The following is a 26,321-nucleotide window of genomic DNA, read 5'->3' on the forward strand; positions in this document are numbered from 1 at the left end:
ATAGAGATGCTTGATTTTTTCAAACGAAAAAAAGAAAAACCTCAAGAGCAAACAGAAAAAAAAGCTTTAACTGAGCAAGAGCTTGATAGGCTGAAGCAGCTTGTAGAAGGTAAAGCAAATGAAATCAGCAGGATAACTGATAAGGATTCTGAAAGCCGTGAGGTACTTGCTGAGCTCTATGAAGAACAGGGCTTGGTACTAGCTGAAATGGAGCAGCTGGATGAAGCGATTGCTGCTCTTGAAAGAAGTTTAGAGCTTAAGCTTTCAATTGGCGATGGCTATAAAAAGCTCATGAGTTTGTATAATGCAAAACGGGCGGCGGCTGCCCGAAGCGGTGATGATGCTGGAATTGAAACGTACATGCAGAAAATGGACGACATGCGGCAGATTGCGAAGCAGGTAACGATTACTGGATAAAACTAAGGAAAAAGGGTGAAGCGAACATGTATAAAACATTAAAAGAAGTGACGGAGACAGCAGAAGAACTGAATATGACAATTGGAGCATTTAATGCTCATAATCTGGAGATGCTGCCTGAGATGATTCGCGCAGCTAAAGAAATGGGTTCGCCAATTATCATTCAGACAAGTATCGATACTGCGAAATACATTGGTTATAAAGTAGTTGTTTCAGTAGTAAAAGAAATTGCTGAAGATGAACTAGTAGATGTTGCTTTACACTTGGATCATGCCAGAGATTTTGATGAAATCAAAGCGGCGATTGAAGCCGGTTATTCCAGTGTTATGTATGATGGATCCCACCTGCCTTTCAAAGAAAATATTGCGAAGACGAAAGCTGTGGTTGAATATGCTCATGCACGTGGTGTATCTGTGGAAGGAGAGCTAGGTACAATCGGTGGTACAGAAGAAGGGATTTCTGTTTCAGAAAAAGATAAAATCTATACGAAACCAGAAGATGCTGTTGAATTCGTTCAATTGACAGGAGTAGATGCTTTAGCGATTGCGATTGGTACAAATCACGGACAGTTCAAGTCTAAAACAGAAGTAAATATCCCTTTGCTGAAAGACATTCATCAGGCAGTGAGTGTACCACTCGTTATTCATGGTGGAACAGGTGTAAAAGAAGAGGATTACCCAGAGCTAATTAATAACGGTATTCGTAAATTTAATGTAGGAACTGAGCTGTTAGTAAACTGGACTCAGGAGGCAAAAGAATGCTTTGGAGCTACCGAAGTAAATAAATCTCTAAGACACAATATTATCCCGGCAAATATGAAAGTCAAAGAGATCGTTAAACATAAGATTGGATTATTTATGAACACCGAAAGTCCTTTGGCTGTAAAAACAGAAACCGCATGAAAAAATATCTGATTCTGATTGCCGGAAGTCCAGCCACTGGAAAAAGTTATTTAATTCATTTGATAAAGAAAGTTCTAGCTGACATATTCATCATTACACCAGATGAAGGAAAGGAGCTTTATGCTGATTCTGTCGGATTTGATAATCTAAATGAAAAGGCAGCGCTGGAAGAACGTGTCTGGCAATTCTACTATGGAGTATTGAAGCTATATATGAATGCTGGGAAAAAATTTGTTGTTTCTGAGTATCCGTTCTCTGCAAAGCAGAAAAAGCGGTTGAATGATTTGGCCGTAATTTACAATTATGAAGTAATCACCATTCGATTAACTGCCGATTTTGAACAGCTGTGGGCGAGAAGAGAGCTTCGTGATAGGGAACCTGATCGACATCTGAGCCATATTATGACTCATTATCATTATGGCGATTGCTTAAGAGATCGTTCTCAGGCAGATAATCTGATTACAAAAAAAGAATTTAAAAAAATAATTGAGCTGCGGCGGTACAATGAATTTTCTTTAGGACATCTATTTGAGTATGATGTATCAGACTTTTCAACGGTTGATTACTCGAAGCTGTTAGCTTATCTGGCTAATTTAGCTTAAGCAGCAGATTTACAGCCAAAACAAAATAGCGATTCTTACTGATAAAAAAGTGAGAATCGCTTTTTTCTTTAAGAAATAGAACATTTAGCGGCAATAGGTAAAAAATTAGTACAATTTCTCTTTACAAATCTCTATTTTACTGATAACATCTAGTTAATATATAAGTGATATCAATTTGATATCATAAAGAAAAGGAGGAAAAAAAGATGGAAGTCAAAAAATTCGAAAGTAATACACCGTCTCAAGAAGTGAGGATGAAAGCAGGAAGCGGGATGCCGTTTCTACTGCTGAATGTGTTGGGAATCGCTTTGTCAATTGCCGCTTTTATTTTTGGGGTTGTCTATTTGGAAAAAGAAACCTATGTGTTAGGCGGCATCCTTTTAGGAATTAGCGTATTTTACTGGTGTGTTATCATGCCGCTGCTATTTGCCGGATTGAAAATCATCCGCCCCAATGAGTCAATGGTTATGACCCTTTTTGGCCGATATGTAGGAACTTTAAAAGGCGAAGGCTTTTACTTCGTTAATCCATTCACGACTGCTCTGCCAGTACCTAAGCGCCTATCATCGATGGATACGACGGAGATGACAGAGGAAGAAAAGGCGAAAAATGCCAATGTTAACAGAGTAACGAAGAAGCTTTCACTAAAAACGATGGCATTGAGTAATAATAAACAGAAGATTAATGATGCCCTTGGAAATCCGATTATTATTAGTATTGTAGTTATCTGGCGAGTTTCTGATACAGCTAAAGCAATGTTTGATGTTGATAACTTTGTAGATTACCTGTCAATTCAATGTGATTCAGCTCTTCGTAATATTGTTCGTTTGTATCCTTATGATTCCGCCGATGATGAAGATGCAAATGAAAAGAGTCTTCGCGGCTCTAGTCAGGAAATTAGCTCGAAACTACGTGAAGAAATTCAAGAGAAGGTTGAAGTAGCAGGCTTGGAGATTCTTGAAGCACGGATTACTCACTTGGCTTATGCACCAGAAATCGCTGCTGCAATGCTGCAGCGTCAACAGGCGTCTGCAATTGTAGATGCGCGTCAGCTGATTGTTGAAGGAGCTGTCGGCATGGTAGAGATGGCCTTGGAAAATCTAAGTACGCAGGGCATCGTTGAGTTGGATGAAGAACGCAAGGCGGCAATGGTTAGCAATCTTTTAGTTGTTCTATGCGGAAACCGGGATGCTCAGCCAGTTGTCAATAGTGGCTCACTGTATTAAAATACTCTTTATTGCTTATCAGGGAGGCTGCTGTTATGGAAAAAAAAGAGCAAAAAGCAAAAAAGCAGGTACCGCTTCGTTTATCAGCTGCCCTATACAATGAGCTGGCTGCATGGGCGGAGGATGAGTTTCGCAGTGTGAATGGACAAATAGAGTATTTGCTGACCGAAAATGTTAAGCGGCGCAAACGTTCCAGTGAAAAAAAGCCGAATGACGACTAACGAAAAATAAATATAAGTAAGAAATAAAGAGGCAAAGCCAAATGTGTTTTGCTTCAAAGAATAAACCGGACTATACGAAAATGGCTCCTCATTTTCAGTATAGTCCGGTTTATTTTCCAAGGTGCAGCTTTTATACCGCTGCTTATTTGGTTCTTTTGAGTAAAAAACGTTAAAAATTTTATGTCCGATGCTCTTTTTTATGAGATAAATAGACTACATTTGTAAAAGCAGTATATGCTATAATTAGAAAGACAAATGCAGCAATAAACTCTTGAAATGAGGAATCATACATGGAAGAACGTATCTACGGAGAAGCATTGTTTAGGCTGATAAAAGATTTTCTAGAAGCTAATGCGTATCTTAATAATAACTTTGAATTAAACAGAGAATATGTGATGGATAAAGAGCGTTTTCGATTTGATTTAGTCATTCTTTCAAAAATTGATCGACAGCCTGTTTATTTCTTTGAAGTCAAAGCAACTAACAATAAAGAGCTTGAATTTCTGATGAGCAAACAGAGAGTCAATAAACTTTTTGAGTCCGGAGTTAGCGATTTTTCCGTCTTTAATGGTGAGAAACAGATGTTTTTAGTGTTTTCAAATACAGAGAATGAACCAGAAGAAAAATCAAAGCCGGCGTTTTTGGACTATCTAAATGAATATCTTTCAGATAAATCGAAAGAACTAGGTGAAAAAACAGCTAGCGGGATAGAGGCAGAAGAAATGTTATCAGAGAATGTTCCTGTGATTAGAGAGCCTTATAGTCCTGAGAAAATAAAAATCTCCCAACAGCTGTTATCCATTAAATATATGTTTGAACTGTACGAAGACGGATTGATTGAATTAAGTCCGGATTTTCAAAGACAGCGGGTTTGGAAAAATGATAGGCAAAAATCACGGCTGATTGAGTCATTGATTCTTAATATTCCTATACCAGCCTTCTATATGTATGAGACAGAAGAGGGCGGTTTCCAGATTATTGATGGACAACAAAGATTAGATGCTATCTTTGGTTTTTTACAAGGAAAATTTAGGCTAAAAGGATTAGAATATCTCAATGACTATGAAGGGTTAGCGTTTGCTGATTTATCCGTCAAACTTAAAGGGCAGATTTATCGAACTCAGCTCTCTGTTAATACGATTGATATCACTTCTCCCAAGCGGGTGGTTTATGACATTTTCAAGCGAATTAACACAGGGGGGGTTCCTTTAAATAATCAGGAAATGCGAAATGCAATTAGCTCTCCTGCAGTTAGAGAATTTTACAAACGTTGTCGGCAATCTGAAGAGTTTTTATTAGCTACCTGTCATCGTGTAGGAGAAAGAAGATTAGAGGATCAGGAATTGGTTCTGCGTTTTGTGGCTTTTTATCGCATTTATGATTTTGAAAATCAGAAGATTAACTACGAACATTCCAGTATCGTTGATTTATTGAATGAGACCCATGAATTTTTACTGGATCATCCAGAAGAATTTGATGCATATGAGAAAGCGTTTAAGCGAGGGTTAATGAAATCCTACGAGCTTTTCGAAAGAAATGCTTTTAATAAATATGTCGTTTATGAAGATGGTTCTTATCGTCCAACGTCAATTATTAATAAACCCCTCTACTCAGCATTCACTGTTTTACTAGCTGATCCCAAATACCAAACTATTGATTTTTCTCAATACCAAAAGGCAGCTGAAAAAATAATGGTGGAAAAAATTCAGGATTATCGTTTCTTTAATGCAATTTCAATTGGAACAAATAATAGAGGAAATGTACGTATTCTTTTTGAAGAGGTTAAGGAGGTTATTGAGCAATGCTTGAGAGTATAAGGATTAAGAACTTTAAATGCTTTTCTGATTATTCTGTCGATTTTAGCGGAATGACGATTTTAACCGGCAGCAATTCTGCCGGAAAATCTTCAGTGATTCAAAGTATTCTGTTGTCTGCTTCAGCAGTAAACACCAATAAAGACCGTGTATACACGACGGATGTTTATGGTACTAATTTGGGTTTAGCTTCCAAACTGCTTACTTTAGAAAATTCTATGGAGGTAGGGAACAGCAATTCAGGAAATCAGATAGAGTTTTTTATTGAACCAGATAAAATGCGGGTTACTTTAGAAGTAGAAGAGCGGTTTGAAGAAAATTATTTTAATAAAAAGCTGGATGGCAGCTGGCAAAGAGACGTTTTTTATCTAAATGCTGAGCGTATTGGTCCTAGACTAGCTAATCAATTAACAGATAATTTAGCAGACCGCGTCGGCGTTCATGGCGAAAATACCAGTTTCATGCTGGATCGTTTAGAAAATGAGCGTATGAATATTCCAGAAGCCTTAAAGCGGGGCAAATCACTGCGGTTTTATAACAACTGTAGCGAGTGGCTGAACATCATTATCCCGGGGTCAGGCTTTTCTTCAAGAAGTGACAGTGATTTGGGTATATCGGCTTTAAGATATAATCAGGATTTTGTACCAACTACAGTAGGATTTGGCTTGACCTATGTTTTACCAATTATTGTGCAAGGGTTATACTGTGCTTCTTTAGATGACGAATTAAAGAAACGAGCCGTACTCATTATAGAAAATCCGGAAGCCCATTTGCATCCATATAGTCAATCTAAGATTGGTAGTTTCTTATCAGAATTGGCCATCCAAGGTGTTCAAGTTATCATTGAAACCCATAGTGAGCATGTGATTAATGGAGCACGGTTGAATTTAGCGCTGAAAGCACAAACGAAGCTGATGAGTGTGCTGTTTTTTGATGAAGGAAAGGCAGAAAAGATTTCTGTTGATGAATATGGAGAACTCTCTCATTGGCCTAAAGGCTTTTTTGATCAAAGTATGCAGGACGTCAGGGAGCTGATTAAGAATCGAATGGAGGGGAGCTAGGTGACGCTTGGAAAAATCTATCTTCACCCGTTGTATGATTATCGTTCGTCCTCTCATGAAACAGTCTATAATTATGTTGGATTTGCTCGGGAATTTATGGGTAAGGAAGAACCAAAGCTATCTATAGTAGGAAGTATTTATAACGAGGTAGATTCTGCAGGACTGAGTATTGCGGAGTATCTATTGAGTGAGACTAATAAACAAAGCGATACTATGAATTTGTTACAGGAATTCTTTACTAAAATTGGTTATGAGGGAGCTAATTGGGAAAAAGAGAAGACATTAGCTGATATTAAGTCGCTTGCGATTACTGATTTTACTAAATATATCACAGACTGGGAAATCGAAAATAGTATCTTATCCAAGAATGACTCTTATGAATTAGATTTGGACTTCATCCAAAACTCAGAATCCTTTCAGGCTTATTCTGAATTAGCTAAGGGGTGCTATGAATCACTGGAAATTTATCCGACTTCTTTTAAAAAGAAGTCAAAGGATTATTTGTGGTCTGATTATGTCAAAGAATTAACCAAGCATTTAAATGCCCTAAATTTGTTTAGTGAACAGCTAGAAGATTTAGAAGAAAAAGATACGGGAGTATGGCTAAAATTTCTAGGTTCTGAATATAATATTTATTGTTCCGGTAAAGGGAATAAGGAAAGCCTTAAGATTTTTAAAACCGCTCATCCAGATCCGGAGAAAGATGAAATAATTACTTGTATTCCTCATACAAAACTGTTTACAAATTATAGTGATGAGCGTATTTATTTTAAATGGCCAGAAAAAGCAAAAGAAAAAATTATTATCGCTCATATTGGTAGACATATTAAAGTGAAAAAGAAATAAAAAATAGACCAGAAAACAGATACCAATCCCTGTTTTCTGGTTTATTTTATGTAAAAGTCCTTTATTTATAATTTTATTTTGGGGGAATTTTCGCAGCAGCACTTCAAATTTTTTTTTCCTTTGTAACCTTTTCAGAGAGTGCAAGGTATTAGTAGTGAAAGCAGAGTTGGAAGAAAAATTGATCATGTTTAAATTCCTCTAATTTTCCTCCAGCTTTGAATTACACACTAATTATTTAGAAAAGGGAGAATACAAATGAAAAATAAGAAGATTGTTGCATTTACTTTAGTTACACTGCTTGCTCCGACATTTTTGAACGCACAGCTGGCCGTTGCTGATTCATTACAGGAGCCAATGACAGCTGAATCAGCAACACCCGCCGTGGAGGAAGCTACTTCGCTGCCTGTTGTAGAAACACCTTCAGTTCAAGAGCCGACAGCTGAACAGTCAGTGCCTGAAACGCCAGTAGTAGAAGCTCCGGCTGAATCACCTGTGATTGAAGCACCGATTGAAGTACCTTATGAAGAATCTGTACTTCCAGAAGTTCTGGCAACGGCTGAAACAGCGGATAGTGTTGTTCCATTGGACATTACCCAGCTGCCGCCGGCTATGGGTGATGCAGATGCGCCGGTTATTTCAGTTACACCAGTAAAAACAATTAGAAAAGGTCAAGCTTTTAATCCGTTGGAAGGGGTAACCGCATACGACAGCTTAGATGGGAATATTACCTCAAGCATTGTTGTCACCAGCAATAATGTGGACATTAACACTGAAAATACCACACCTTATCAAGTGAGTTATTCAGTGACTAACTCAGCTGGTAAAACGATGACAGCCACAACCAAAGTATTGGTTGTTGATGACTCAGTATATGGTATGCTGGATGTGTCAATTTCTGATTTTACAATTGCTCAAAATGGCGATTATCAGGCAGAAATTAAAAAAAGAATTATTGTAAAAAATCCAGACGGAACAACAACTGACCCAACTGAGTATACGCTATATACAAGTGGTTCAGCTGGTGGCGGAGATGTGGGTACGTATAATATTTCCGTGGTTGTAGAGTCGCTGGTTTATGGAACATATACTGAAAAAATGGTAAATATCACTGTTATGAGCGGTTTAACGCTTAATGCAGTTGACAGTAAGATTTTTCTTGGAGATACTTTTGATCCAATGGCCAATGTTAGTGCAACAGAAAATAAAGCAGATGGATCAATAGTTGCTTTAGGAGCCTATGATGGTGTCTCTGATACTGGAATTTCATACTCCGGGCTAGTAGACACTACGACAGCAGGTGTGTATCCTGTCACTTACAGCGCAAAAACAGCGAGCGGAGTCAATCAAACGAAAACAGTCAATGTTACAGTTGCAGCTAGTGTGATTACTATTGAAGCAGCGGATGTGACCATTATGCAGGGGGAAGCTTTTAATCCGCTAGACTATGCGAAAGCGATGGATGAAAGAGATGGCGGACTTACTGTATCAGTTGATTCAAACAACGTAGATCCTGCAGCAATCGGTACCTACAGTGTGACATATTCAGCTACTAATACTGCAGGTACAACAGAGACCAAGACAATTACAGTTTCCGTAGTTGAGCGGACAGCAGCAATTACAGCTGATAATCAGGAAGTATACCAAGGACAGGAAATCACTGATGAATTAATTCTAAGCTGGGCTCAGGCCAGTGATCCAGTAGATACTGATTTAGATTTGACGTATACGATTCTTGAAGGAAGTATTGACACTTCTATTGCTGGTGCAGTGTTCACGGTTGAATATGCTGTTACAAATACGGCAGGAAATACAACGACTAAATCGATTAGCATAACTGTGTTAAATAGAGAAGCGACAATTGAAGCAGCTGATCAGACTGTTGAGGTTGGAACAGTGATTAGTGATGCAGACATTTTAAACTGGGCGAAGGCTTCTGATCCTGTGGATGGTGAAAACCTTGCAGTAACTGAGTTCACAGTCCTTGATGGACCAATTGACACTACTAAGGAAGGAACATTCACGATTCAATATTCCTTTACCAATACAGCAGGAAATACAGCTGTAAAAACGATTACCTTAACAGTGGTTGATCAACTGACTCCTTCTATTAAGGTAGAAGACAAAGTGATGTATGTGGGGGATAAGCTGACTGAGGAGATGATTTTGGAATGGGCTGAAGCCGAAAATGCGGAAGCTATTGGTTTTGAAGTAATGGGTGAAAATATTAAAGTAAAAGCTTCCGATAGTACATTAGTCGAAACAGGTGTTCATGAAATTAAATTCTTTGCAGAAAAAGGAGATAAAAAAGCTGAAACTGTCATGACTTTAACGGTTAAGGACAGAGAAGCAGCTAAGCCAGAAGGAATGGGAACCACTAAACAGCCGGCTGCTAAAGAAACAGTAGTGAAGACGGAAGAAATTAAGTCTGCTGAGAAGGAATTACCGGAAACAGGCATGAAGGAGAGCAGTCTTCTTACCTCTATCTCAGGATTGTTTATGTTGGCATTCGCCTACTTTTTAAAAAAGAAAAAGGATGAAACAACAAATGATTTATATTAAAGAGAGCTGTACAGACTTAGTTTGTTTAGCAGCTTAAAAGAGAATATAGCAGAAGTGTTTAGCACTGGGAACCAGCTAGGTATTGTTCAACATACTCATACCTAGCTGTATTTCTCAGCAATAAACTGGATTAAGTCGAAATTTGACAAGAAACACTGAGAGAAAATCAAGAAGCGGTTGATTAATACTTGACTAGAATTTCCTGTATTTTCGATATCATCCGGTTTATTTTCAAGGAACTGTCTTCTGAGACACACCGCTTATTTCGTTTTAGGGCTTGAGACATATTATTGTTTCAGCCTTTTTTTAATATGTCTTTTTTATAGCATTGTTGAAAGGGAAATAATAAGCTGATACACTAATATCAACTATTTGATTATTTGGAGGCAGCAAATGAGTAAAGAAGAAGAGTTAATTGTAAATTCTAGAGATTTATTTGAAAAAATGAGCTGGCTTAATAAATTTAAAATGGAAGAAAGCCTGAAAGGTTATAAGCCTTCAGAAGTTCATTGCATAGAAGCGATAAAAAAACAAAAAGAGCCCAATGTTACAAAGCTTGCTGAAAGTCTCTATATGACCAGAGGTGCAATTAGCAAGCTGACAAAGAAGCTGATACAAAAAAAGCTGATAGAAAGCTACCAGAAACCAGAAAATAAAAAAGAGAGATATTTTAAGCTGACAGAGCTGGGAGAGAAAATTTATACGATTCATGAAGAAGAACATAAAGCATTTCGGGATCGAGATAAAGTTGTTTTCGAGCAAATGACAGAAGAACAGCTTACCAGTATGCTTCGTTTTATTGAAGTATACAGCAAGCATCTGGATGAAGAAATTAAAAAGCAAGGTCTGACAATCAGCTAAGAACATTCAAAAAGTAGCTTGACTATGTAGAAGACTAAAACATGTAGGTAAGTTTCAAGAATAAAGGAGAAATCACAGAAATGAGTTGTCAAATTTCTGTGATTTTTTTGTATCCAAAGGGATTATGTTTTCAATTACAGTTGTCGTATTTTCTGCAAGTCATTAAGTAGATTTGGAAAATTCTTTCAATATTTATCTGCATTTAAGGTAGATGAAAGAGCGGAGTCTAATGAAGTTTTTTTTGTTGACAAGGAATCAAAATGGTGGTAAAGTTGTTTTTGTTTCCGAGGAAATTAAAAATCCGAATATGAACCGCGGCGTATTTTGGACTAGATGATATAGGAAATCCTTATTCAGCACTAGGAGATAGAGCTTTATGTTGGAACTCAGGAAACAAAGCAACTGATCTGAAAAGGAGAACTATTAATGATAACTAAGAAAACAATTTATTCCAAGAATTTTTTACTCGTAGCCGTTGGTCAAATCATTTCACTATTTGGAAATCAGATTTTAAGGTATGCTTTACCCTTGTATTTACTAAATGAAACCGGCTCTGCCGCTTTATTTGGTACTATTTTGGCGATATCCTTTGTGCCTATGCTGGTACTTTTTCCAATTGGCGGGATTATTGCTGATCGTGTCAACAAGCGAAATATTATGGTGTTTCTTGATTTTAGTACAGCCATACTAATTTTTTTATTTTATCTACTAGCAAATAAAATGGAAATTGTTCCATTAATGGGCATGACAATAGTCATTTTATATGGAATACAAGGAACCTATCAGCCTACTGTTCAAGCTAGTGTCCCTGAGTTAGTAGATACAGAATACATTATGCAGGGCAATGCCATTGTTGATTTAATCAGCTCCTTAGCAAGTATGGCTGGTCCGGTCATTGGCGGTATTCTTTATTCGGTTTTTGGTCTAACACCAATTTTGTATGTGAGTATGGCTTGTTTCTTTTTAGCTGCTGTAATGGAGCTGTTTATTCATATGCCTTTTGTACAGAAACAGGGAGAAGGCAATATTTTAATAACCGGACTAAATGATTTAAAAGAGAGTATCGCTTTTATCTTTAAAGAAAAACCAATCCTTTGGAAGATGTCTTTGGTATTTGCTTCTGTTAATTTATTTTTGACCTCTCTGATCTTAGTCGGTGTTCCAGTAATTATCACCCAGCATTTAGGTTTTGATGTGAGTGCTGGGAATCGTCTCTATGGCTATGCACAGGGAATTATGGCATCTGGTAGTATTATCGGTGGTTTACTAGCTGGTGTGTTTTCTAAAAAGCTGACTTTAAAGGTTAGTCCGCTGATTCTTAGCGGCTGCGCCTTAACAATACTGGTTAGCGGAGCTGCGTTGCAGCTCCTTGTAGGTCGCTCAATAAAAATCTTTTTCATTCTAGCGATTAGCTGTGGGTTACTATTGGTGTTGTCCACGTTGTTCACGATTCAAATGATGACATATTTACAAATGCTGACGCCAAAAGCACTAACTGGGAAAGTGATTTCCTGTGTTTTATGTTTGTGTATGTGCTCCAGTCCAGTTGGTCAGTTCATCTATGGAATTATTTTCGAACATATCGGCAGCAGCATCTATCTGCCGTTTTATGGAGCAGCACTCATTATGTTTTGTATCAGCTTCTTTACCCGTAAAGTTTTTTATGAAATAGCTCAGCCGAGAGAACTAAAGAGAAATGATCGTGAAGAGAAAAAATATCTAAGAAGTAATTGAGAATAACGAGAGAGTTTATGTGATAGTCAGGTTCGTAGTATTTATTCGAATAAAGAAAAAAGCAAAGCTTCCCAAGTAGCTAAAAAAACTGAAAGGTACTATCTTTAGGGCTGTCTCTCTTAGATTCTGGAGATTACCACTTTTGATATTCACAGCAATTTAGCAACTGACGAAGCTTTGCGTTAAAGTTTTTATTTTATCTATTTAACTAAAAAAAGTCTGGACAATATCTGCTAATACCTCGAATGGAATAATTAAAAATTGTAGAAGAACTTCAAATAAAGCAGTTCCAAACTCACTGATAATGGATAACAGAGCATCAATCATTGTCGCCCTCGCTTTCTAATTTTTCAGCTACTTTTTTTGGCAGCTCAGCAGCTTTTACTTCCTCCCAAGAGGTAACGCCTTTATTCTCATTAACTACCATCTTTAAGTATGCACCTTCTTTTAACGGCTGAGGGCGGGCTTCTTTGAGATGAACTATTTTTTCCTGACCATCTTCATTATAAGAAATCTGATCATACTGCCAAACGGGACTCTCATCCTCAGGAGTACCAGTATCCTCAGGGATGCTGGTTATTTTTGTGTAGTAGGAGGGACCACCATAATTATCTGCCCAATATTTGTCCATTGCATATTTTGCTCCAAATCCCAGTGCGGCTACAATACTAATAAAAATAAGACTACCTGTTATCGCTTTTTTCATGTGAATCACCCTTTCTGTAATGATAATACTCTCAAAACAGCTGGAAGAAATCAAACTTTAGACTGATTAATAAATAACAAAATTGTAAGGTCATTTGGAGAGGATTGCCATCGCTTGTTTAACGCAGTTATTGTATTGGGGATTAAAAAAAATATTAAGAAAAGTTAAACATGCAGCTGAAAAAGTAAAGGGTTAGAAAATATCTAAAAAGCAATAATAAGCTTTTTTTGAAGAAAAATGAAAAACTTGAATGTGAGTGGGACATAACTCATTTGGAATTCGGATAAACGGTGGAAGCAGTAGCACATACCAGCATTGAACTGCAACGAGTAACCGCAGGAGCACATGCCTTATTACCAACTGCGACGAGCAACCGCAGGAGCACATGCCTTATTACCAACTGCGACGAGCAACCGCAGGAGCACATGCCTTACTACCAACTGCGACGAGTAACCGCAGGAGCACATGCCTTATTACCATCTGCGACGAGTAACCGCAGGAGCACATGCCTTATTACCATCTGCGACGAGTAACCGCAGGAGCACATGCCTTATTACCATCTGCGACGAGTAACCGCAGGAGCAAAACCTGCGGAAATAAGCCGAAATTCACAAAAATTTGAAGAACACAGGTAGGAATCAGTCAACATCGACTGGCTCATATTTGTGTTTTCTGTCATTTCCGTGAATTTCGGCTTATTTTTCGGGACTAAACACTTCTGTCCCATCCTCTTTCAAGAGTAGGAATTAAATAATTATTTGGTTTAAACAATAAATACATTGACCTTTTTCATACGTGACCAGATGGCTAAACTGCCGGCTACCAGGCAGAAAGCGGCTATATAGCCTATTAAAGTAACGTTTTGAGACACAAAAGCAATTCCGACAAGCAGCAAAATCAATAAAAAACCTACAAGCATTGTCAATAAGACTGGTAAAGATTGCTTAATTATTTGCTGTTCATTTGTCCAGTCAAACCGATGGTACTTCTGATTAAGCCATAAGCTGAGTGTGACGATGAACAAGCAGTGGCTGCTAGGGAGTAAAGAGAGTAAAATTCCGCCGGCAGCAGTAATAGGAAAGCTAATCGCCAAAATAAGACAGCCGCTCCAAATCAGGGGAAGAAATACAATAAGATTCCAGAGTATTTTCACTGCGTAAATTTGTTGCACAGGAATTGGCAAAGCGGCCAATAGCCAGCTATTACGTCCTTCCATACTAATGGCAGAGCTTGTTGGTGTGCTCATTCCTAAAAAAAGACAAGGGACAAAAGGCAGCCACTCAGTTAACTGAGATAAAGATAGGGTAGTCGGTAATACAACCAACAGCTGTTTCATAAGAACAGGCACACTAAAAGCAGCCAAAAGGAATAGAAATGGACCAATCACCGTATTGATAACATAAAGCGAACTTGAAAAATAAAGCCGGGCCTCTCGTCGAATGAGTCTGCTAAAAATACTGCGACGAGTCAGCTTGTTAACTATTAGTTTTTTATGATTTGACCGGACCCCTAACCAAGAGTTTATCTGTAAATAGAAACGATCTAGAAGCAGAGAAAAAGAACCAAAAACAAGAAGAGAAATCAAATCGAAAAGCAACAGCAGCCAAGGTTGTTGGGTTAAGCCATTTTTTAGCAGCGACAATAGTGGATAGATTCCTTCCAGCTGTTTCAGCCCTTGCTCCAATAATTGAGTAACTGCAGCATCATCATACTGAGTTAGATTAAGCGATCCCAACATAAAAGCTGATAGACCGCCCAATGTTAGCAGGATAATAATTGGCTGCTGATGACGAAAGCCAGCCGCAATTACGGAAATAACTAAGGTCAATACAGCCCCTACAGTGATTGGTATTAATGGAATAAATGGCGTAATCAGTAAAGAGAACAGCAACGGCTGAAGAGTCTTTAGGTGAAAGCTGTAAATACTAATACTGGGTAAAAGAACTAGCAGAGCAAAACCAAAATTCAACAGATACAATGTCAGCATACGACTAATAATTATCATTCGCGGCTGTATAGGTAAGGAAAAGAGCGTGTCAAAGTCTCGAAATTTGAATAGTAGCTGATGTCCTTTCATAAAAGTCAGAATGAGACAAACCGCGGACGTTAGAAAAACCATTAGCGTAGGTACATATTGGTCAAGCTTTAAATAGATTAAGGTAAAACTAGCACCGGAAATATAGCTAATGGCTAAAAGCAGTAGTAAAATAAATCCTACTCCTGCACCAATCTTATAACTCTTGGAACGATAACGAAGTTTATTAAGACTAAGACCACGCAATTCCAGCCGAAGTAATATAGGAATTTTATTCATCCCCGATTACCTCCATAAATATTTCTTCAAGAGTATGCCCGTTGCGCACTTCTTCAATCGGTCCATATTTTTTCAATTGCCCCTGGTCAATCATCGCAATTTTGGTGCAAAGGGTTTCAGCTACTTCTAAAACATGAGTAGAGAAAAAAACAGCACTGCCTTGACGGCAAAGCTCCTGCAGCATTTGTTTAACGTGGAAGACTGCTTCCGGATCCAGACCAACAAAGGGCTCATCCATAATCAAAAGCTTTGGTTGATGAAGAAAGGCGGAGATAATAGCTAGTTTTTGTTTCATGCCATGAGAGTAAGTGCCGATTAAGTTGTTTAACTGGTCTGCTAATGACAGCTTCTCGCTGAATTTGACCACTCTTTTCTGACGCTGTTCACTAGAAATTTCAAAAATATCTGCAATGAAATCAAGATACTGAACGCCGGTCAGATAATCATAAAGGTCTGGATTATCGGGGAGATAAGCAATGTCCTTTTTGCACAAAAGCGGCTCTTTTTCAATATCATGTCCATTAATCATAATTTTTCCCTGGTCAAAATGTAGTGTTCCAGCGATTGACTTTAAAGTCGTTGTTTTACCGGCGCCATTATGTCCGATAAAGCCAAAAATATCACCAGGCTCTGCTTTAAGACTGAGATTCGAAACGGCAACTTTTCCTCCTGGGTATGTTTTAGTTAAGTGTTCAATCGTCAAAACTGACATTATTTTTCCAACTTTCTTTAAGGAGTTTTATACAAGGGCTTAATCATCAGACCTTCTCGGATAGCCCTTAATCAACTAAGGTGTTTAACCGTGTTAAAAGCCTTTGGTATTGCTTGTCTTTTGATAATTGATCAAAAGGAGGACCGGATACTGCTTGGATTAACTGCAGCTTAATAAGCTGCGTCTCTTTAGGAGGCTGTCCGCCATTTGAATATTCTGAAAGCCAATCTGCCACTTTAGTAAAATAACTGTCGCCGTGAAGCTCAATCGGAAAGGCTGTCTGCTCCATTAAGGAGGTAAACTTTTCAAGTAAACACAAACTGTCAGCTTCTCTGTTTAGAGACAGATACCCTGCAGCAATTTGTAGATAGAGGGGCAGAACAGTTAAAGGATGGTACTGATCAATTGAAAAAACAGTAACAAACTGCTGAGCACGATGAGCTGTTTCGACGAACTGAACTTCATTTTGATAAGTCAGCGGCAAATATTGGATAAAAACGTTCATCATGATGATTGTATATTGGAAAAGAGAGGTCTGCATAACTGTTTCAGCTTCCTCTATTTTTCCCATCATTTGCAATGCGCTAGTAATAATCAGTTCCGGCGGCAAAAAAATAGGTGTTGCTGTACCCAAAATATCTATTACTTCTTCGGGTTTTTCCTGAATGAGCACGACAGAAGCTTCCATAACCTTAGCGTGATGAATCAATTGAGGGTTATCTGATAACTCCTGTACATGAAGAAAGAGTCCACGGATTTCGGCAAGCCAGCTTTCCATTTTATCAAAAGCAGTCAAGCTGTCTAAATGATTTAAAAGCAGTACAGCCATTTGAAAAACAAAGGGTCCGCATGTCCAGTAAGTGCGAATAAGCCGTCTGATTTTCTGATCAATTTCCGGTTTTAATTCAATCAATTCTTTTTGAAGAGCAGCATAAATTGTATTGATTTCTGTAGACGTTAGTTGTGTTCGAAAGCTCAATAGCTCATCGATTGTAATATTAAAATAAGCAGCGAGTAAAGGCAACAGGCTGATATCAGGGTATGATTGTCCTGTCTCCCATTTTGAGACGGAAGCTTTGGAAACCCCTACAAAATCTGCCAGCTGCTTTTGCGTGATGTTTTTTTCTTTACGCTTGATATGAATCAATTCACCAATCTTCATTTCCATAGATAACACCTCTTTGATTTAAGTATACGTCGCTATTTATAAATGGGCAATCGATTTATAATCAACTAAACAAGGTGAAAATCAACTAATGGTAGATTTTAGGTTGATACAGAATAAGGAAGCATATGATTTTTTGCGTAATTGATATTACTGTATATTTGCTAAAAATCATCCGATTTTATCAGGATTTGCTTTTCTTCAGCTATCTTGCATTTGTTTTTTTGGTAGATGTCAATTACTAATGATGTGACTAAAAGAGTTATTGCTGATTCAAATAGCTTTCATGAAAACGTTTGACAAGTTATGATTGGTGTTTTACAATACATTCATACCGCACGAATGTTAAAGGAGGGATATTATGGCTCGAAACAAATATCCGGAAATAACGGTTGACAAAATATTAGAAGCGGCTGGACGACTTTTTTTAGAGAAAGGGTATGACAATACTACAATTGTTGATATTGTTAATGAATTGGATGGCTTAACCAAGGGAGCTGTTTACCATCATTTCAAGTCGAAAGAAGATATTATGGATGCTTTGGGAGATAAAATGTTTTTCGACAACAATCCTTTTGAAGCTGTAAAAAAGCGGACTGACTTAAATGCTCATCAAAAAATGAGAATGGCTGTTAAATTAAATCAGTCAAATGAAGATCAGGTAGAATTATCAAGACAAGCGATTCCGCTCTTAAAAAACCCTCATATTTTAGCAAAAATGATAGAATCAAATCGCCGTATCCTATATCCGTATTGGCTGGAACTAATTGAAGAAGGGCAAAAAGATGGGTCTATTCGTACAGAATATGCTAAGGAATTGTCGGAATTTTTATCGTTTATAGATACTTGGTTCATGATTTCCATGTCCGAAGGTAGTGCTGAGGAAAGTCAAAGGAGATATCTTTTTGTAGCCGAAATACTGGATAAAATGGGGGTACCTATCCATGATAGTGAAATGGAGGAAATGATAAAATCATTACCCTATTTCTCTGAAGAAAGTAAGTAAATTGTCTTTAGCAAGACAATTTTTTATTCATCTTATACATTCGTTCGGTAGGTATGTTTGTTTTTATTAATGTAGTTAAAGGTTTACCAAGAACTAATCAAAGGAGGAAATGCCGTGTCAAAATCAACTATTTCTATTGCAGTATCATCATTGAAGAAAAGCTATCAAGGCAAGGAGGTGTTAAATGATGTCAACTTTTCTGTTCCCAGTGGAACAATCTATGCTTTATTAGGTTCTAATGGTGCAGGGAAAACAACTATTGTTAAAATTCTATCTACCTTATTGAAACCAGATGGTGGGAATGCTACCATCAATGATTTTGACATAGAGAGTCAAAGCGATGAGGTCCGAGAGTGCATCAGCTTGACTGGTCAGTTTGTTGCAGTCGATGAAGTCTTAACAGGCAGGGAAAACTTGAAACTTATCGGACAGCTGCGGCGTCTGCCAGATGTCAAAAGCAAAACGAATGAGTGGCTGTCTTTTTTTAATTTAGAGGATGCAGCTAATCGTAAGGTATCAACGTATTCAGGCGGGATGCGCCGCAGATTGGATATAGCCATGAGCCTTATGGATAACCCTCAGGTACTTTTCCTCGATGAGCCTACTACTGGGCTTGACCCTCAAAATCGGATTGCAATGTGGGAATTGGTAAAAAGCTTAGCAAAGAAAGGAACAACCGTATTTCTAACAACACAATATTTAGAAGAAGCAGAATACCTTGCTGATCATGTTGCTATTCTTCATAAAGGAAAGATTCTCGTGGAGGGGACACCGCAATATCTAAAAGAGATACTGCCTAAGAGAGGAGTGTCACTTAATTTTAATAGTGAAGAAAGTGCGATTAAAGCAATTGAACTTTTAAGGGAGAATGGTATTACAGCTGATACTGTTGAACAAAATCTACCTTCATTGGAAGATGTCTTTTTAACATTAATTGATGAAAAAAAGGAGGATACCAGTCATGCATCATAAGAAGAGAAGTGTAATTATCGATTCATGGATTGTATTTAAACGGTGTTTATTAATCACCTTTAGAAATCCGGAAGCACTTTTGTCGTCAATCATACTACCATTTATAATTATGCTGTTGTTTACTGCTATATTGGGAACTACGGCGGATATAAAAGGCTTTAATTACGTTGATTTCATCGTGCCGGGTATCATTTTGCAAAGCATTGGCCAGGCTTCTCAATATTCAGCAATGAATGTCGCAAATGATATGACCAAAGGTATCATTGACCGCTTTCGTACGATGTCCATCTCAAAATCTGCCGTAATTATAGGTCATACTGGCGCTGGAATTATAAGAAATACAATTTCAACTATCATAATTATTGGTACCGCCTTTATTCTAGGCTTTAGACCGCAAGCTGACTTTTGGGGCTGGTGTACTGTAGTTGGACTTCTTATTCTTGTTAACATTGCAATTTCTCTGCTCAGCGTATTATGTGGACTAATCGCAAAGTCAGCAGAGGGTTCAATTAGTTTGATGCTTCCGTTTTTTATCCTACCCTTTATTAGTTCTGGCTTTGCTCCTGTCGCAACTATGGGCAGCGGTATTCGCTGGTTTGCTGAAAATCAACCGATGACACCGATTATTGATAGCATTCGATCACTAACATTGGATTTACCTTTAGATAATAGTCTAGTGATAGCTTTGGTTTGGTGCGTGGGTACAATCATTGTGGCATATTTTGTCTCGCTGCAAGTATACAAAAGAAAAGTATCATAGGAGACTGCAACAAGAACAAGACGAATAAATTAAAAAAAAGCTGGTGATATTATGAGAGAATCGTCATGGATTATCTGCCCTGTATGTCATGCTAAAACACGAATAAAAATTTATGCAGATACAATTATTAACAAACTACCCTTATATTGTCCAAAATGCAAACAAGAAAATTTAGTTAATATAAAGGAATTTAATGTAACAATCATAAAAGAGCCAGACGCAAAGACGCAGAGCCGATAACTGTTGGAGTAAGTGCTTCAAGTTATCGGCATTTTTAATTGTGAAAAGCATGAATTATTTAATGAAGCCTTAATAGCAGTAAATTTAAAAAAAGAATATTATATAAACTAACCCCTCAGTTTAAGCTTTTAGCGTTTTGGACAAGAAGCAAAACTTCTTTGGATTGGTTCTTTTTAGTAGATGATCAAGAGCATCTGACTTACTAGCTACTAGTCTGCCATTATATATTCTTTATGAAGATATTTTCATCATAAAATGGTTGACCTTCATTCCTTAACTAAGTAGTCTGTTACTAAGGAGGCGGTTTGTATGTCAGATGTTCAGATTCTATTGGTAGAAGATGAAGAAAGCTTGGCGAGCTTTATATCAGAAGAGTTGAGATTTGAGGAATACGCAGTGCTTCATGCCAAAGACGGTGGTGAAGCCTTAGAACTTTTTGAGGCGCATCAAAATGAACTGACGTTGATTTTATTAGATTGGATGCTGCCCAAATATGATGGCATCACAGTTGCCAGGAGAATTCGAAAGAAAAGCAATATCCCGATTATTATGATGACCGCTCGAGATCAGCTCAGCGATAAAGTAACCGGGCTGGATGTTGGGGCAGATGACTATATTACAAAGCCTTTTGATATCGAAGAGCTTTTAGCAAGAATAAGAGTCATTCTACGCAGAAATCAACAGCTGGAACAGTTGAAGAAAACACCTTCTATTTATCAGTATCAGGATTTAATTATTGAGCCTTTAAAGCATATTGCACAACGTTATGGTGAGTCTATTCAGCTTACGCAAAAGGAATTTGCACTGCTGACTGCTCTGATGAAACGACCGGAGGAAGTCTTAAGTAGAGGTGAGCTGCTCAATGAAGTTTGGGGCTACGATTATTTTGGACAAACCAATACTGTAGATGTGTATATTCGTTCTTTGAGAAATAAAATGGATTATCAAAAGGAGACACGGCTAATTCAAACTATTCGAGGTGTGGGGTATATTTTGAGGGCAGCAGATGAAAAATAAAAAAAGACAGAACATCTGGCGTAATAGTAGCCGCCATCAATTATCGGTTCGTTTTACTTTGTTGCTTTCAGCAGCAATTTTACTGTTAAGTTTTTCAATTGTAGCTGTTTTGACTAGAGAATTGTATGATTCTATCAAAAATCAGGCAGAGATGCTGACTGAAACGATGGAGAATGCTGATACTGAGAATCAAGCGAAATGGCTGGATTTTCTAGAGACTTACACTTCTGGAGATAGCTCCCCTTATTTGGTGCGGGTGACTTTGAGTTCTGGGGAAGTTATATTTTCACATGAAGCTAAGACTGTGTTCAATCACTTTTCCAGTATGAAGCAGCTGTTCTTTTTAGATAATATATTATGGGACAGTGATGGGGATCCCTATTTTTACACCACCATGGCTAAGGATGGGGCAACGGCTGCCATTCTGGTGGATATCGAAGATCAGTTTGAATTGATTCAAAGCGTACTTATCCTCACTAGTATTCTAACGATTGTAATTTTACTAATTGGCTCTATTCTTATTTATCGGTTTGCCAATGTATTTAGCCGTCCGTTGCGCTTAATGAATGAAGAAATCGGAGAGTTGAGCAGAACGGAAGAGCAAGAGGGAGTATTGACTGTTCCGAACAGCCCGCAAGAGGTCAAGTATGTTTCTGAATCCTTTAATGATTTGCTGATGAAGCAGCGAAATTCCATGGAAAGAGAAAAGCAATTTGTAACCGATGTTTCCCATGAACTGCGGACGCCGCTAGCTGCTATTCGCGGTCATGTAGACTTAATTAATCGAAGAGGAACTAAGCATCCTGAGGTCATTCCTAAATCAATTCATTATATTGATTCTGAATCGAGACGTATGACAGTAATGGTTGAACAACTGCTGGTATTAGGTCGAGGCGAACAAAAAGCTTCTTCCATGCTTCATTTTTCAGCTGTTTTACAGCTAATGCTTGATGAGCTGCAGGTGATGATCCAGCAAGAGATAGTGACAGAAATTGATGAGCAGGTTTACCTTGAAATAAATGAAGATAATTTACGACAGATTATTCGTAATTTGATTGAAAACGCAGCTAAATACACAACAATAGATGGAAAAATCTTTATTCGTCTCTTGCAAAAAAAAGAATCAGTCGACTTTGAAGTGGCAGATACAGGACTTGGCATTACTGAAGAGGATAAAGAACTTATATTTAACCGCTTTTATCGGGCGGATCGTTCCAGATCTAGTCGAATTTCCGGTTCAGGCGTTGGATTAGCCATCGTCCAAGAGCTTGTTAAGCAGTATCATGGATTAATAGAGGTATTGGATAATGCACCTCAGGGAAGCCGTTTTATTGTCCGCTTTCCAATAAAAAAATAAAATGAAGATTTCTTCATAAAAGTTTTATTTTTGTTTGGATTTTATACGTTCAGCTTCTGATACTATAGAGTCATCAAAGCAATATAATTAGCTGATTTTAGAAAATATTTACTAACAGCTGCTTTAATTTCAAAAAAGAAGGGAACGATTAAAATGAAAAAAATAGGAATAATAGGACTAGTTACCTTAGGTGTGCTTTTGACAGGGTGTACTGCTAATCGAAATGAGCTACCGCCAGAGAATCGGAACAGCAATTCAACTACGAGTAAATCTTCAGAAGCAGCAGAGTCATCTCAAACCAGTGAAGCGCCTGAAAACACAACGGAGGCAACGAGTGGGGCATCTGTTCAAACAGGCTCTGCCTTAGAAGGGATTGAACGCTCAGCAGAAGAGGCCATTAAAGCCTATCAAGAGGCATACCCCGATACATCTGTGACATCGCTGGAGTTAGATACTTCATTTGGCAGTTATTATTATGAAGTCAAAGGAATGGATGACAACGCGGAGTATGAAGTGAAGATAAATGCCAAAACCGGCGAGCTGGCCAAAGAAAAAGAGGAACGGCTTGACGCCGATGAACAAAATGGGGTTGAACGGAAAAGTGAAGAGCTCTCTCTCGAGGGGATTTTGTCAATTGATGAGGCTGCCGCTGCGGCACTGAAAGCAGTTGGACAAGGCGAGGCAATTGAATGGTCATTGGAGAGAGAAATGTCTACTACCTATTGGGAAGTAAAAGTTGTGAATGGACGTTCTGAAGCATCTGTCAAGCTAGATGCAAAAACCGGAGCAATTTTGGAAACAGAAATGGATGACTAAAAAAAGTTTATCTTAAAGAGCGTGGAGGATTGGTCCAGCTCAAGAAAATAAGTCGGAATATATTGAAAATGAGCGTACCTCAAGCAATCATTTTCGGATATTCCGGCTTATTTTTAATAGGATACTTTTGAAAGATAAGGATTAAAGCTTCTTTTATTCAGCTTAACCAATGTTCCAGTCTCATTTTTAGAAAATATTGGATAAGGTTTCAATAATTAGCTGAAAATTGAGAACTGTTAGACAGATGGTACAGCCCCAGCCTAAAATGCTGACCCACAAAGGATTTTTGAAACGTTCACCCATAATTTTTTTCGAGCCAGTAAAATAAACCAAAGGAATCATAGAAATTGGTAAGGCAATACTTAAAAATACTTGAGAGTATATAAGCAAGCTGTCTAAAGCTGCTTCATTGCCGCCAAAGTATATCGTGCAAAGTAAAACAGGAACAACTGAAAGCAGACGAGTGATGACTCTGCGTGCCCAGGTAGGTATTTTCATATGAATAAAGCCTTCCATAACAACTTGACCAGTTAGTGTTCCTGTGATAGTAGAATTTTGACCAGAAGCCAGCAAGGCAACCGCAAAAAGCGTACTCAACACAGGGCTGGCAACGTCTCCGGCAATCGAAGAATCCTGTAGAGCATTGTATAGAGAGGAGAATGTTCCTAGTTCTTCTCCATGACCAAAGAAAAGAGCACTTCCAAGAATTAATAAGAGACAGTTAATAATAAAAGCAGCGGAAAGCTGAATATTTGAATCCCAAGTGGCAAATCTAACCGCTTTAGCTGTATGTTCTTCATCCTCCCGGTCATATTTTCTTGTTTGAGAGAGAGAAGAATGAAGATAAAGGTTATGAGGCATGACGGTTGCCCCTACAATCCCCAAAGCCATGGTGAGTTGTCCGTGATTCAAAATCTGCCTTTGAGGAATGAAACCTTTTAAAACGTCAGGAATATTTGGCTGAGAAATAATTACTTCATAAAGAAAAACCGCCATAATGACTGTAATTAAGGTGATAACAATGGCCTCGATTTTTCGAAAGCCCAGCTTCATCAAAAACAACAGCAGCAAAACATCGAAAATTGTTAAAACCACCCCGACTATCAAAGGGATACCAAACAGCAAATTCAAGGCAATTGCTCCGCCGATAACTTCAGCAATATCTGTGGCCATAATTGCCAGTTCTGCAACAATCCATAAAACAAAGCCCAACTTTTTACCAGTATATACTCGAGTAGCTTGTGCCAAATCAAGGTGAGTGACAATCCCCAGCTTAGCCGCCATATATTGAAGCAGCATTGCAATTAAGCTTGAAAGAAGAATGACGGATATTAGCAGATAGCCATACTTGGCACCACCGCTAATAGAAGTAATCCAATTTCCGGGATCCATGTAGCCTACCGCAACAAGAGCGCCAGGACCAGAAAAGGCCAGCAGATTTTTCCAAAAGCTTCCTGAGTTTGGTACGGCTACTGAATTATTTATTTCAGACAGACTAGGTCCGTTCGCATCTTTTAGAAATTTATGGTAGTTATGTTGTGATTGTTCATCCATGTAGCTCATCTCCTTTTTAGGTGTACCTAAAACTGATTAAATAATAGTCCTAAAAATCATAGATTTCAAGCAAAAACACTTAGTTAAAGGAAAGAAAAAAATAAAATAGCTGATTCAGAATCAAAAAAATATGAGTAAAAAATAGTGTGATTGTTCTTGACCTAAAGTCGACTTTAAGTGGTATAGTAAAAGCAACTTATTTCGAAAGGGGTTTCATTGATGGAATATATAAAATTAGGAACAACTGGTATGGATATTTCCAGGATTTGTCTAGGAGCAATGAGCTTTGGGGATCCGGAACGCTGGCTACACAAGTGGGTTTTAGAAGAAGAAGACAGCCGAATAATTATTAAGAAAGCGTTGGATCTGGGGATTAATTTTTTTGATACAGCTAATGTTTATTCTCTTGGACGCAGCGAAGAAATTCTAGGAAAAGCGTTAAAGGATTACGCAAATCGAGATGAAATTGTACTTGCAACCAAGGTACACGGTAAAATGCATGAAGGACCGAACGGCTCAGGTTTATCAAGAAAGGCAATTCTTTCTGAAATTGAACACAGTCTTAAAAGACTTCAAACAGAATATGTTGATGTCTATATTATTCATCGCTGGGACTACGATACGCCTATCGAAGAAACGATGGAGGCGCTGCACGATGTAGTAAAATCTGGAAAGGCCCGTTATATTGGCGCTTCTGCGATGTATGCCTGGCAGTTTCAAAAGGCGCAGAATATCGCAGAGAAAAACGGCTGGACGAAATTTGTCTCTATGCAGAATCATTTAAATCTTATTTACCGTGAAGAGGAAAGAGAGATGATTCCCTATTGCCAATCAGAAGGGATATCTTTGACGCCTTATAGTCCGTTGGCCTCTGGCAGACTAACAAGGGATTTATCAACTCAAACAAAAAGAGGGGAATCCGATGCGATTGCCCGCTCAAAATATGATCAGACAGCAGAAAAAGACCAGCTGGTTATTGAACGGGTAGCAGAGCTGGCTGAGAAATATCTGGTAAGTAGAGTTCATATTTCGTTAGCATGGCTGCTTCAAAAAGAATCGGTTGCTGCGCCAATTATTGGTGCAACGAAGCTGAGCCATGTAGAAACAGCAGCGGACGCCGTAAACTTCCGGCTTTCAGCAGAAGATGTCCTTTATTTGGAAGAACCCTATATTCCCCATGCTATTGTCGGTTTTTCTTAGAAAGCATGAAAACAGTTCGATGAATAGTTGCCTGCTGAAACTGCCGGTAGCCGACACTAATAGTCTCGGTGGTTTACTGTTTAACGTGCTGTCTGATTCATTTTGGGCAGTTTCACTTGATTATTCGTCAGTAGTGACAATTCCTTTGTAGATGGCTTGTTGGGCCGGAAGTTCCTTGCTATACTTTTTATGAAAGCGCAAACTTTGGCTGACTGCTTAGGTTTTTACTAAAATCAGAAATAAGATAAGATTGGCAACA

Annotated in this window: 24 protein-coding genes; 19 read left to right on the forward strand and 5 right to left on the reverse strand. The window is 38.1% G+C overall.

Annotated elements, in window-relative coordinates; all coding sequences use genetic code 11:
* Positions 1-6: 6 nt before the first annotated feature.
* The 11 genes from ACPWSO_RS02725 to ACPWSO_RS02775 all read left to right on the forward strand — a co-directional run bounded on the left by ACPWSO_RS02725 (position 7) and on the right by ACPWSO_RS02775 (position 12,243).
* Positions 7-417, forward strand: a complete 411-nt coding sequence (locus ACPWSO_RS02725; protein ID WP_426081264.1) for a tetratricopeptide repeat protein — start codon at positions 7-9, stop codon at positions 415-417.
* A gap of 26 nt (positions 418-443) precedes the next feature.
* Complete coding sequence (locus ACPWSO_RS02730) at positions 444-1,319, forward strand: class II fructose-bisphosphate aldolase (RefSeq protein WP_426081265.1); 876 nt, start codon at positions 444-446, stop codon at positions 1,317-1,319.
* Entirely contained in the window at positions 1,316-1,921 is a 606-nt protein-coding gene (locus ACPWSO_RS02735) for an AAA family ATPase (protein ID WP_426081266.1), read from the forward strand. Before ACPWSO_RS02730 ends, ACPWSO_RS02735 begins: the two co-directional genes overlap by 4 nt.
* A gap of 206 nt (positions 1,922-2,127) precedes the next feature.
* Positions 2,128-3,147, forward strand: a complete 1,020-nt coding sequence (locus tag ACPWSO_RS02740; RefSeq protein ID WP_426081267.1) for an SPFH domain-containing protein — start codon at positions 2,128-2,130, stop codon at positions 3,145-3,147.
* Between the two features lie 35 nt (positions 3,148-3,182).
* Complete coding sequence (locus ACPWSO_RS02745) at positions 3,183-3,368, forward strand: ribbon-helix-helix domain-containing protein (RefSeq protein ID WP_426081268.1); 186 nt, start codon at positions 3,183-3,185, stop codon at positions 3,366-3,368.
* A gap of 290 nt (positions 3,369-3,658) precedes the next feature.
* Complete coding sequence (locus tag ACPWSO_RS02750) at positions 3,659-5,185, forward strand: DUF262 domain-containing protein (protein WP_426081269.1); 1,527 nt, start codon at positions 3,659-3,661, stop codon at positions 5,183-5,185.
* Positions 5,170-6,243 (forward strand): DUF3696 domain-containing protein, encoded by a 1,074-nt coding sequence (locus tag ACPWSO_RS02755; RefSeq protein WP_426081270.1) that lies wholly within the window; start codon positions 5,170-5,172, stop codon positions 6,241-6,243. Before ACPWSO_RS02750 ends, ACPWSO_RS02755 begins: the two co-directional genes overlap by 16 nt.
* Positions 6,244-7,089 (forward strand): hypothetical protein, encoded by an 846-nt coding sequence (locus ACPWSO_RS02760; RefSeq protein WP_426081271.1) that lies wholly within the window; start codon positions 6,244-6,246, stop codon positions 7,087-7,089.
* Positions 7,090-7,344: 255 nt separating this feature from the next.
* Positions 7,345-9,648, forward strand: a complete 2,304-nt coding sequence (locus tag ACPWSO_RS02765) for an immunoglobulin-like domain-containing protein (RefSeq protein ID WP_426081272.1) — start codon at positions 7,345-7,347, stop codon at positions 9,646-9,648.
* A 393-nt stretch (positions 9,649-10,041) separates the two neighbouring features.
* A complete protein-coding gene (locus ACPWSO_RS02770; RefSeq protein WP_426081273.1) occupies positions 10,042-10,509 on the forward strand; it encodes a MarR family winged helix-turn-helix transcriptional regulator in 468 nt (155 codons plus the stop codon).
* 426 nt (positions 10,510-10,935) lie between these two features.
* On the forward strand, positions 10,936-12,243 hold the full coding sequence (locus ACPWSO_RS02775; protein WP_426081274.1) for an MFS transporter: 1,308 nt from the start codon (positions 10,936-10,938) through the stop codon (positions 12,241-12,243).
* Positions 12,244-12,562: 319 nt separating this feature from the next.
* On the opposite strand, the gene ACPWSO_RS02780 is transcribed toward ACPWSO_RS02775, so the two are convergent.
* The 4 genes from ACPWSO_RS02780 to ACPWSO_RS02795 form a co-directional block, all read right to left on the reverse strand.
* Positions 12,563-12,949 carry a YxeA family protein gene (locus tag ACPWSO_RS02780; RefSeq protein ID WP_426081275.1) on the reverse strand — a complete coding sequence of 129 codons (387 nt, stop codon included), beginning with the start codon at positions 12,947-12,949 and terminating at the stop codon, positions 12,563-12,565.
* 763 nt (positions 12,950-13,712) lie between these two features.
* A complete protein-coding gene (locus tag ACPWSO_RS02785; protein ID WP_426081276.1) occupies positions 13,713-15,263 on the reverse strand; it encodes a hypothetical protein in 1,551 nt (516 codons plus the stop codon).
* Positions 15,256-15,975, reverse strand: coding sequence for an ABC transporter ATP-binding protein (locus tag ACPWSO_RS02790; protein ID WP_426081277.1), 720 nt, complete (start codon positions 15,973-15,975; stop codon positions 15,256-15,258). Before ACPWSO_RS02790 ends, ACPWSO_RS02785 begins: the two co-directional genes overlap by 8 nt.
* 67 nt (positions 15,976-16,042) lie before the next feature.
* Positions 16,043-17,143: a helix-turn-helix transcriptional regulator gene (locus tag ACPWSO_RS02795; protein WP_426081278.1), complete on the reverse strand. Its 1,101-nt coding sequence runs from the start codon at positions 17,141-17,143 to the stop codon at positions 16,043-16,045.
* Positions 17,144-17,501: 358 nt separating this feature from the next.
* Here ACPWSO_RS02795 and ACPWSO_RS02800 point away from each other — a divergent pair, with 358 nt between their 5' ends.
* From ACPWSO_RS02800 to ACPWSO_RS02830, 7 genes are all read left to right on the forward strand, one after another.
* A complete protein-coding gene (locus ACPWSO_RS02800) occupies positions 17,502-18,146 on the forward strand; it encodes a TetR/AcrR family transcriptional regulator (protein WP_426081279.1) in 645 nt (214 codons plus the stop codon).
* A 114-nt stretch (positions 18,147-18,260) separates the two neighbouring features.
* A complete protein-coding gene (locus ACPWSO_RS02805) occupies positions 18,261-19,118 on the forward strand; it encodes an ABC transporter ATP-binding protein (protein ID WP_426081280.1) in 858 nt (285 codons plus the stop codon).
* Complete coding sequence (locus tag ACPWSO_RS02810; RefSeq protein WP_426081281.1) at positions 19,108-19,878, forward strand: ABC transporter permease; 771 nt, start codon at positions 19,108-19,110, stop codon at positions 19,876-19,878. The genes ACPWSO_RS02805 and ACPWSO_RS02810 overlap by 11 nt, the downstream gene beginning before the upstream one ends.
* 51 nt (positions 19,879-19,929) lie before the next feature.
* Positions 19,930-20,118 carry a cysteine-rich KTR domain-containing protein gene (locus ACPWSO_RS02815; protein ID WP_426081282.1) on the forward strand — a complete coding sequence of 63 codons (189 nt, stop codon included), beginning with the start codon at positions 19,930-19,932 and terminating at the stop codon, positions 20,116-20,118.
* Between the two features lie 309 nt (positions 20,119-20,427).
* Positions 20,428-21,135: a response regulator transcription factor gene (locus ACPWSO_RS02820; protein ID WP_426081283.1), complete on the forward strand. Its 708-nt coding sequence runs from the start codon at positions 20,428-20,430 to the stop codon at positions 21,133-21,135.
* A complete protein-coding gene (locus ACPWSO_RS02825) occupies positions 21,125-22,492 on the forward strand; it encodes a sensor histidine kinase (RefSeq protein ID WP_426081284.1) in 1,368 nt (455 codons plus the stop codon). Before ACPWSO_RS02820 ends, ACPWSO_RS02825 begins: the two co-directional genes overlap by 11 nt.
* A gap of 153 nt (positions 22,493-22,645) precedes the next feature.
* The gene (locus ACPWSO_RS02830; RefSeq protein WP_426081285.1) at positions 22,646-23,308 is read left to right on the forward strand and encodes a PepSY domain-containing protein; all 663 of its coding nucleotides are present in this window, start codon (positions 22,646-22,648) and stop codon (positions 23,306-23,308) included.
* A 186-nt stretch (positions 23,309-23,494) separates the two neighbouring features.
* On the opposite strand, the gene ACPWSO_RS02835 is transcribed toward ACPWSO_RS02830, so the two are convergent.
* Positions 23,495-24,862 (reverse strand): Nramp family divalent metal transporter, encoded by a 1,368-nt coding sequence (locus ACPWSO_RS02835; protein ID WP_426081286.1) that lies wholly within the window; start codon positions 24,860-24,862, stop codon positions 23,495-23,497.
* A gap of 219 nt (positions 24,863-25,081) precedes the next feature.
* Here ACPWSO_RS02835 and ACPWSO_RS02840 point away from each other — a divergent pair, with 219 nt between their 5' ends.
* Positions 25,082-26,062 carry an aldo/keto reductase gene (locus ACPWSO_RS02840; RefSeq protein WP_426081287.1) on the forward strand — a complete coding sequence of 327 codons (981 nt, stop codon included), beginning with the start codon at positions 25,082-25,084 and terminating at the stop codon, positions 26,060-26,062.
* Positions 26,063-26,321 lie beyond the last annotated feature (259 nt).

It is taken from the genome of Enterococcus sp. LJL51, from assembly GCF_049894025.1.
Classification (GTDB): domain Bacteria; phylum Bacillota; class Bacilli; order Lactobacillales; family Enterococcaceae; genus Enterococcus_L.

Coding starts and splice junctions, on each gene's coding strand:
- ACPWSO_RS02780 (WP_426081275.1), bottom strand. CDS start 12,949: ATGAAAAAAGCGATAACAGGTAGTCTTATTTTTATTAGTATTGTAGCC.
- ACPWSO_RS02785 (WP_426081276.1), bottom strand. CDS start 15,263: ATGAATAAAATTCCTATATTACTTCGGCTGGAATTGCGTGGTCTTAGT.
- ACPWSO_RS02750 (WP_426081269.1), top strand. CDS start 3,659: ATGGAAGAACGTATCTACGGAGAAGCATTGTTTAGGCTGATAAAAGAT.
- ACPWSO_RS02830 (WP_426081285.1), top strand. CDS start 22,646: ATGAAAAAAATAGGAATAATAGGACTAGTTACCTTAGGTGTGCTTTTG.
- ACPWSO_RS02735 (WP_426081266.1), top strand. CDS start 1,316: ATGAAAAAATATCTGATTCTGATTGCCGGAAGTCCAGCCACTGGAAAA.
- ACPWSO_RS02810 (WP_426081281.1), top strand. CDS start 19,108: ATGCATCATAAGAAGAGAAGTGTAATTATCGATTCATGGATTGTATTT.
- ACPWSO_RS02815 (WP_426081282.1), top strand. CDS start 19,930: ATGAGAGAATCGTCATGGATTATCTGCCCTGTATGTCATGCTAAAACA.
- ACPWSO_RS02765 (WP_426081272.1), top strand. CDS start 7,345: ATGAAAAATAAGAAGATTGTTGCATTTACTTTAGTTACACTGCTTGCT.
- ACPWSO_RS02795 (WP_426081278.1), bottom strand. CDS start 17,143: ATGGAAATGAAGATTGGTGAATTGATTCATATCAAGCGTAAAGAAAAA.
- ACPWSO_RS02770 (WP_426081273.1), top strand. CDS start 10,042: ATGAGTAAAGAAGAAGAGTTAATTGTAAATTCTAGAGATTTATTTGAA.
- ACPWSO_RS02775 (WP_426081274.1), top strand. CDS start 10,936: ATGATAACTAAGAAAACAATTTATTCCAAGAATTTTTTACTCGTAGCC.
- ACPWSO_RS02840 (WP_426081287.1), top strand. CDS start 25,082: ATGGAATATATAAAATTAGGAACAACTGGTATGGATATTTCCAGGATT.
- ACPWSO_RS02800 (WP_426081279.1), top strand. CDS start 17,502: ATGGCTCGAAACAAATATCCGGAAATAACGGTTGACAAAATATTAGAA.
- ACPWSO_RS02790 (WP_426081277.1), bottom strand. CDS start 15,975: ATGTCAGTTTTGACGATTGAACACTTAACTAAAACATACCCAGGAGGA.
- ACPWSO_RS02730 (WP_426081265.1), top strand. CDS start 444: ATGTATAAAACATTAAAAGAAGTGACGGAGACAGCAGAAGAACTGAAT.
- ACPWSO_RS02825 (WP_426081284.1), top strand. CDS start 21,125: ATGAAAAATAAAAAAAGACAGAACATCTGGCGTAATAGTAGCCGCCAT.
- ACPWSO_RS02755 (WP_426081270.1), top strand. CDS start 5,170: ATGCTTGAGAGTATAAGGATTAAGAACTTTAAATGCTTTTCTGATTAT.
- ACPWSO_RS02745 (WP_426081268.1), top strand. CDS start 3,183: ATGGAAAAAAAAGAGCAAAAAGCAAAAAAGCAGGTACCGCTTCGTTTA.
- ACPWSO_RS02820 (WP_426081283.1), top strand. CDS start 20,428: ATGTCAGATGTTCAGATTCTATTGGTAGAAGATGAAGAAAGCTTGGCG.
- ACPWSO_RS02740 (WP_426081267.1), top strand. CDS start 2,128: ATGGAAGTCAAAAAATTCGAAAGTAATACACCGTCTCAAGAAGTGAGG.
- ACPWSO_RS02725 (WP_426081264.1), top strand. CDS start 7: ATGCTTGATTTTTTCAAACGAAAAAAAGAAAAACCTCAAGAGCAAACA.
- ACPWSO_RS02835 (WP_426081286.1), bottom strand. CDS start 24,862: ATGGATGAACAATCACAACATAACTACCATAAATTTCTAAAAGATGCG.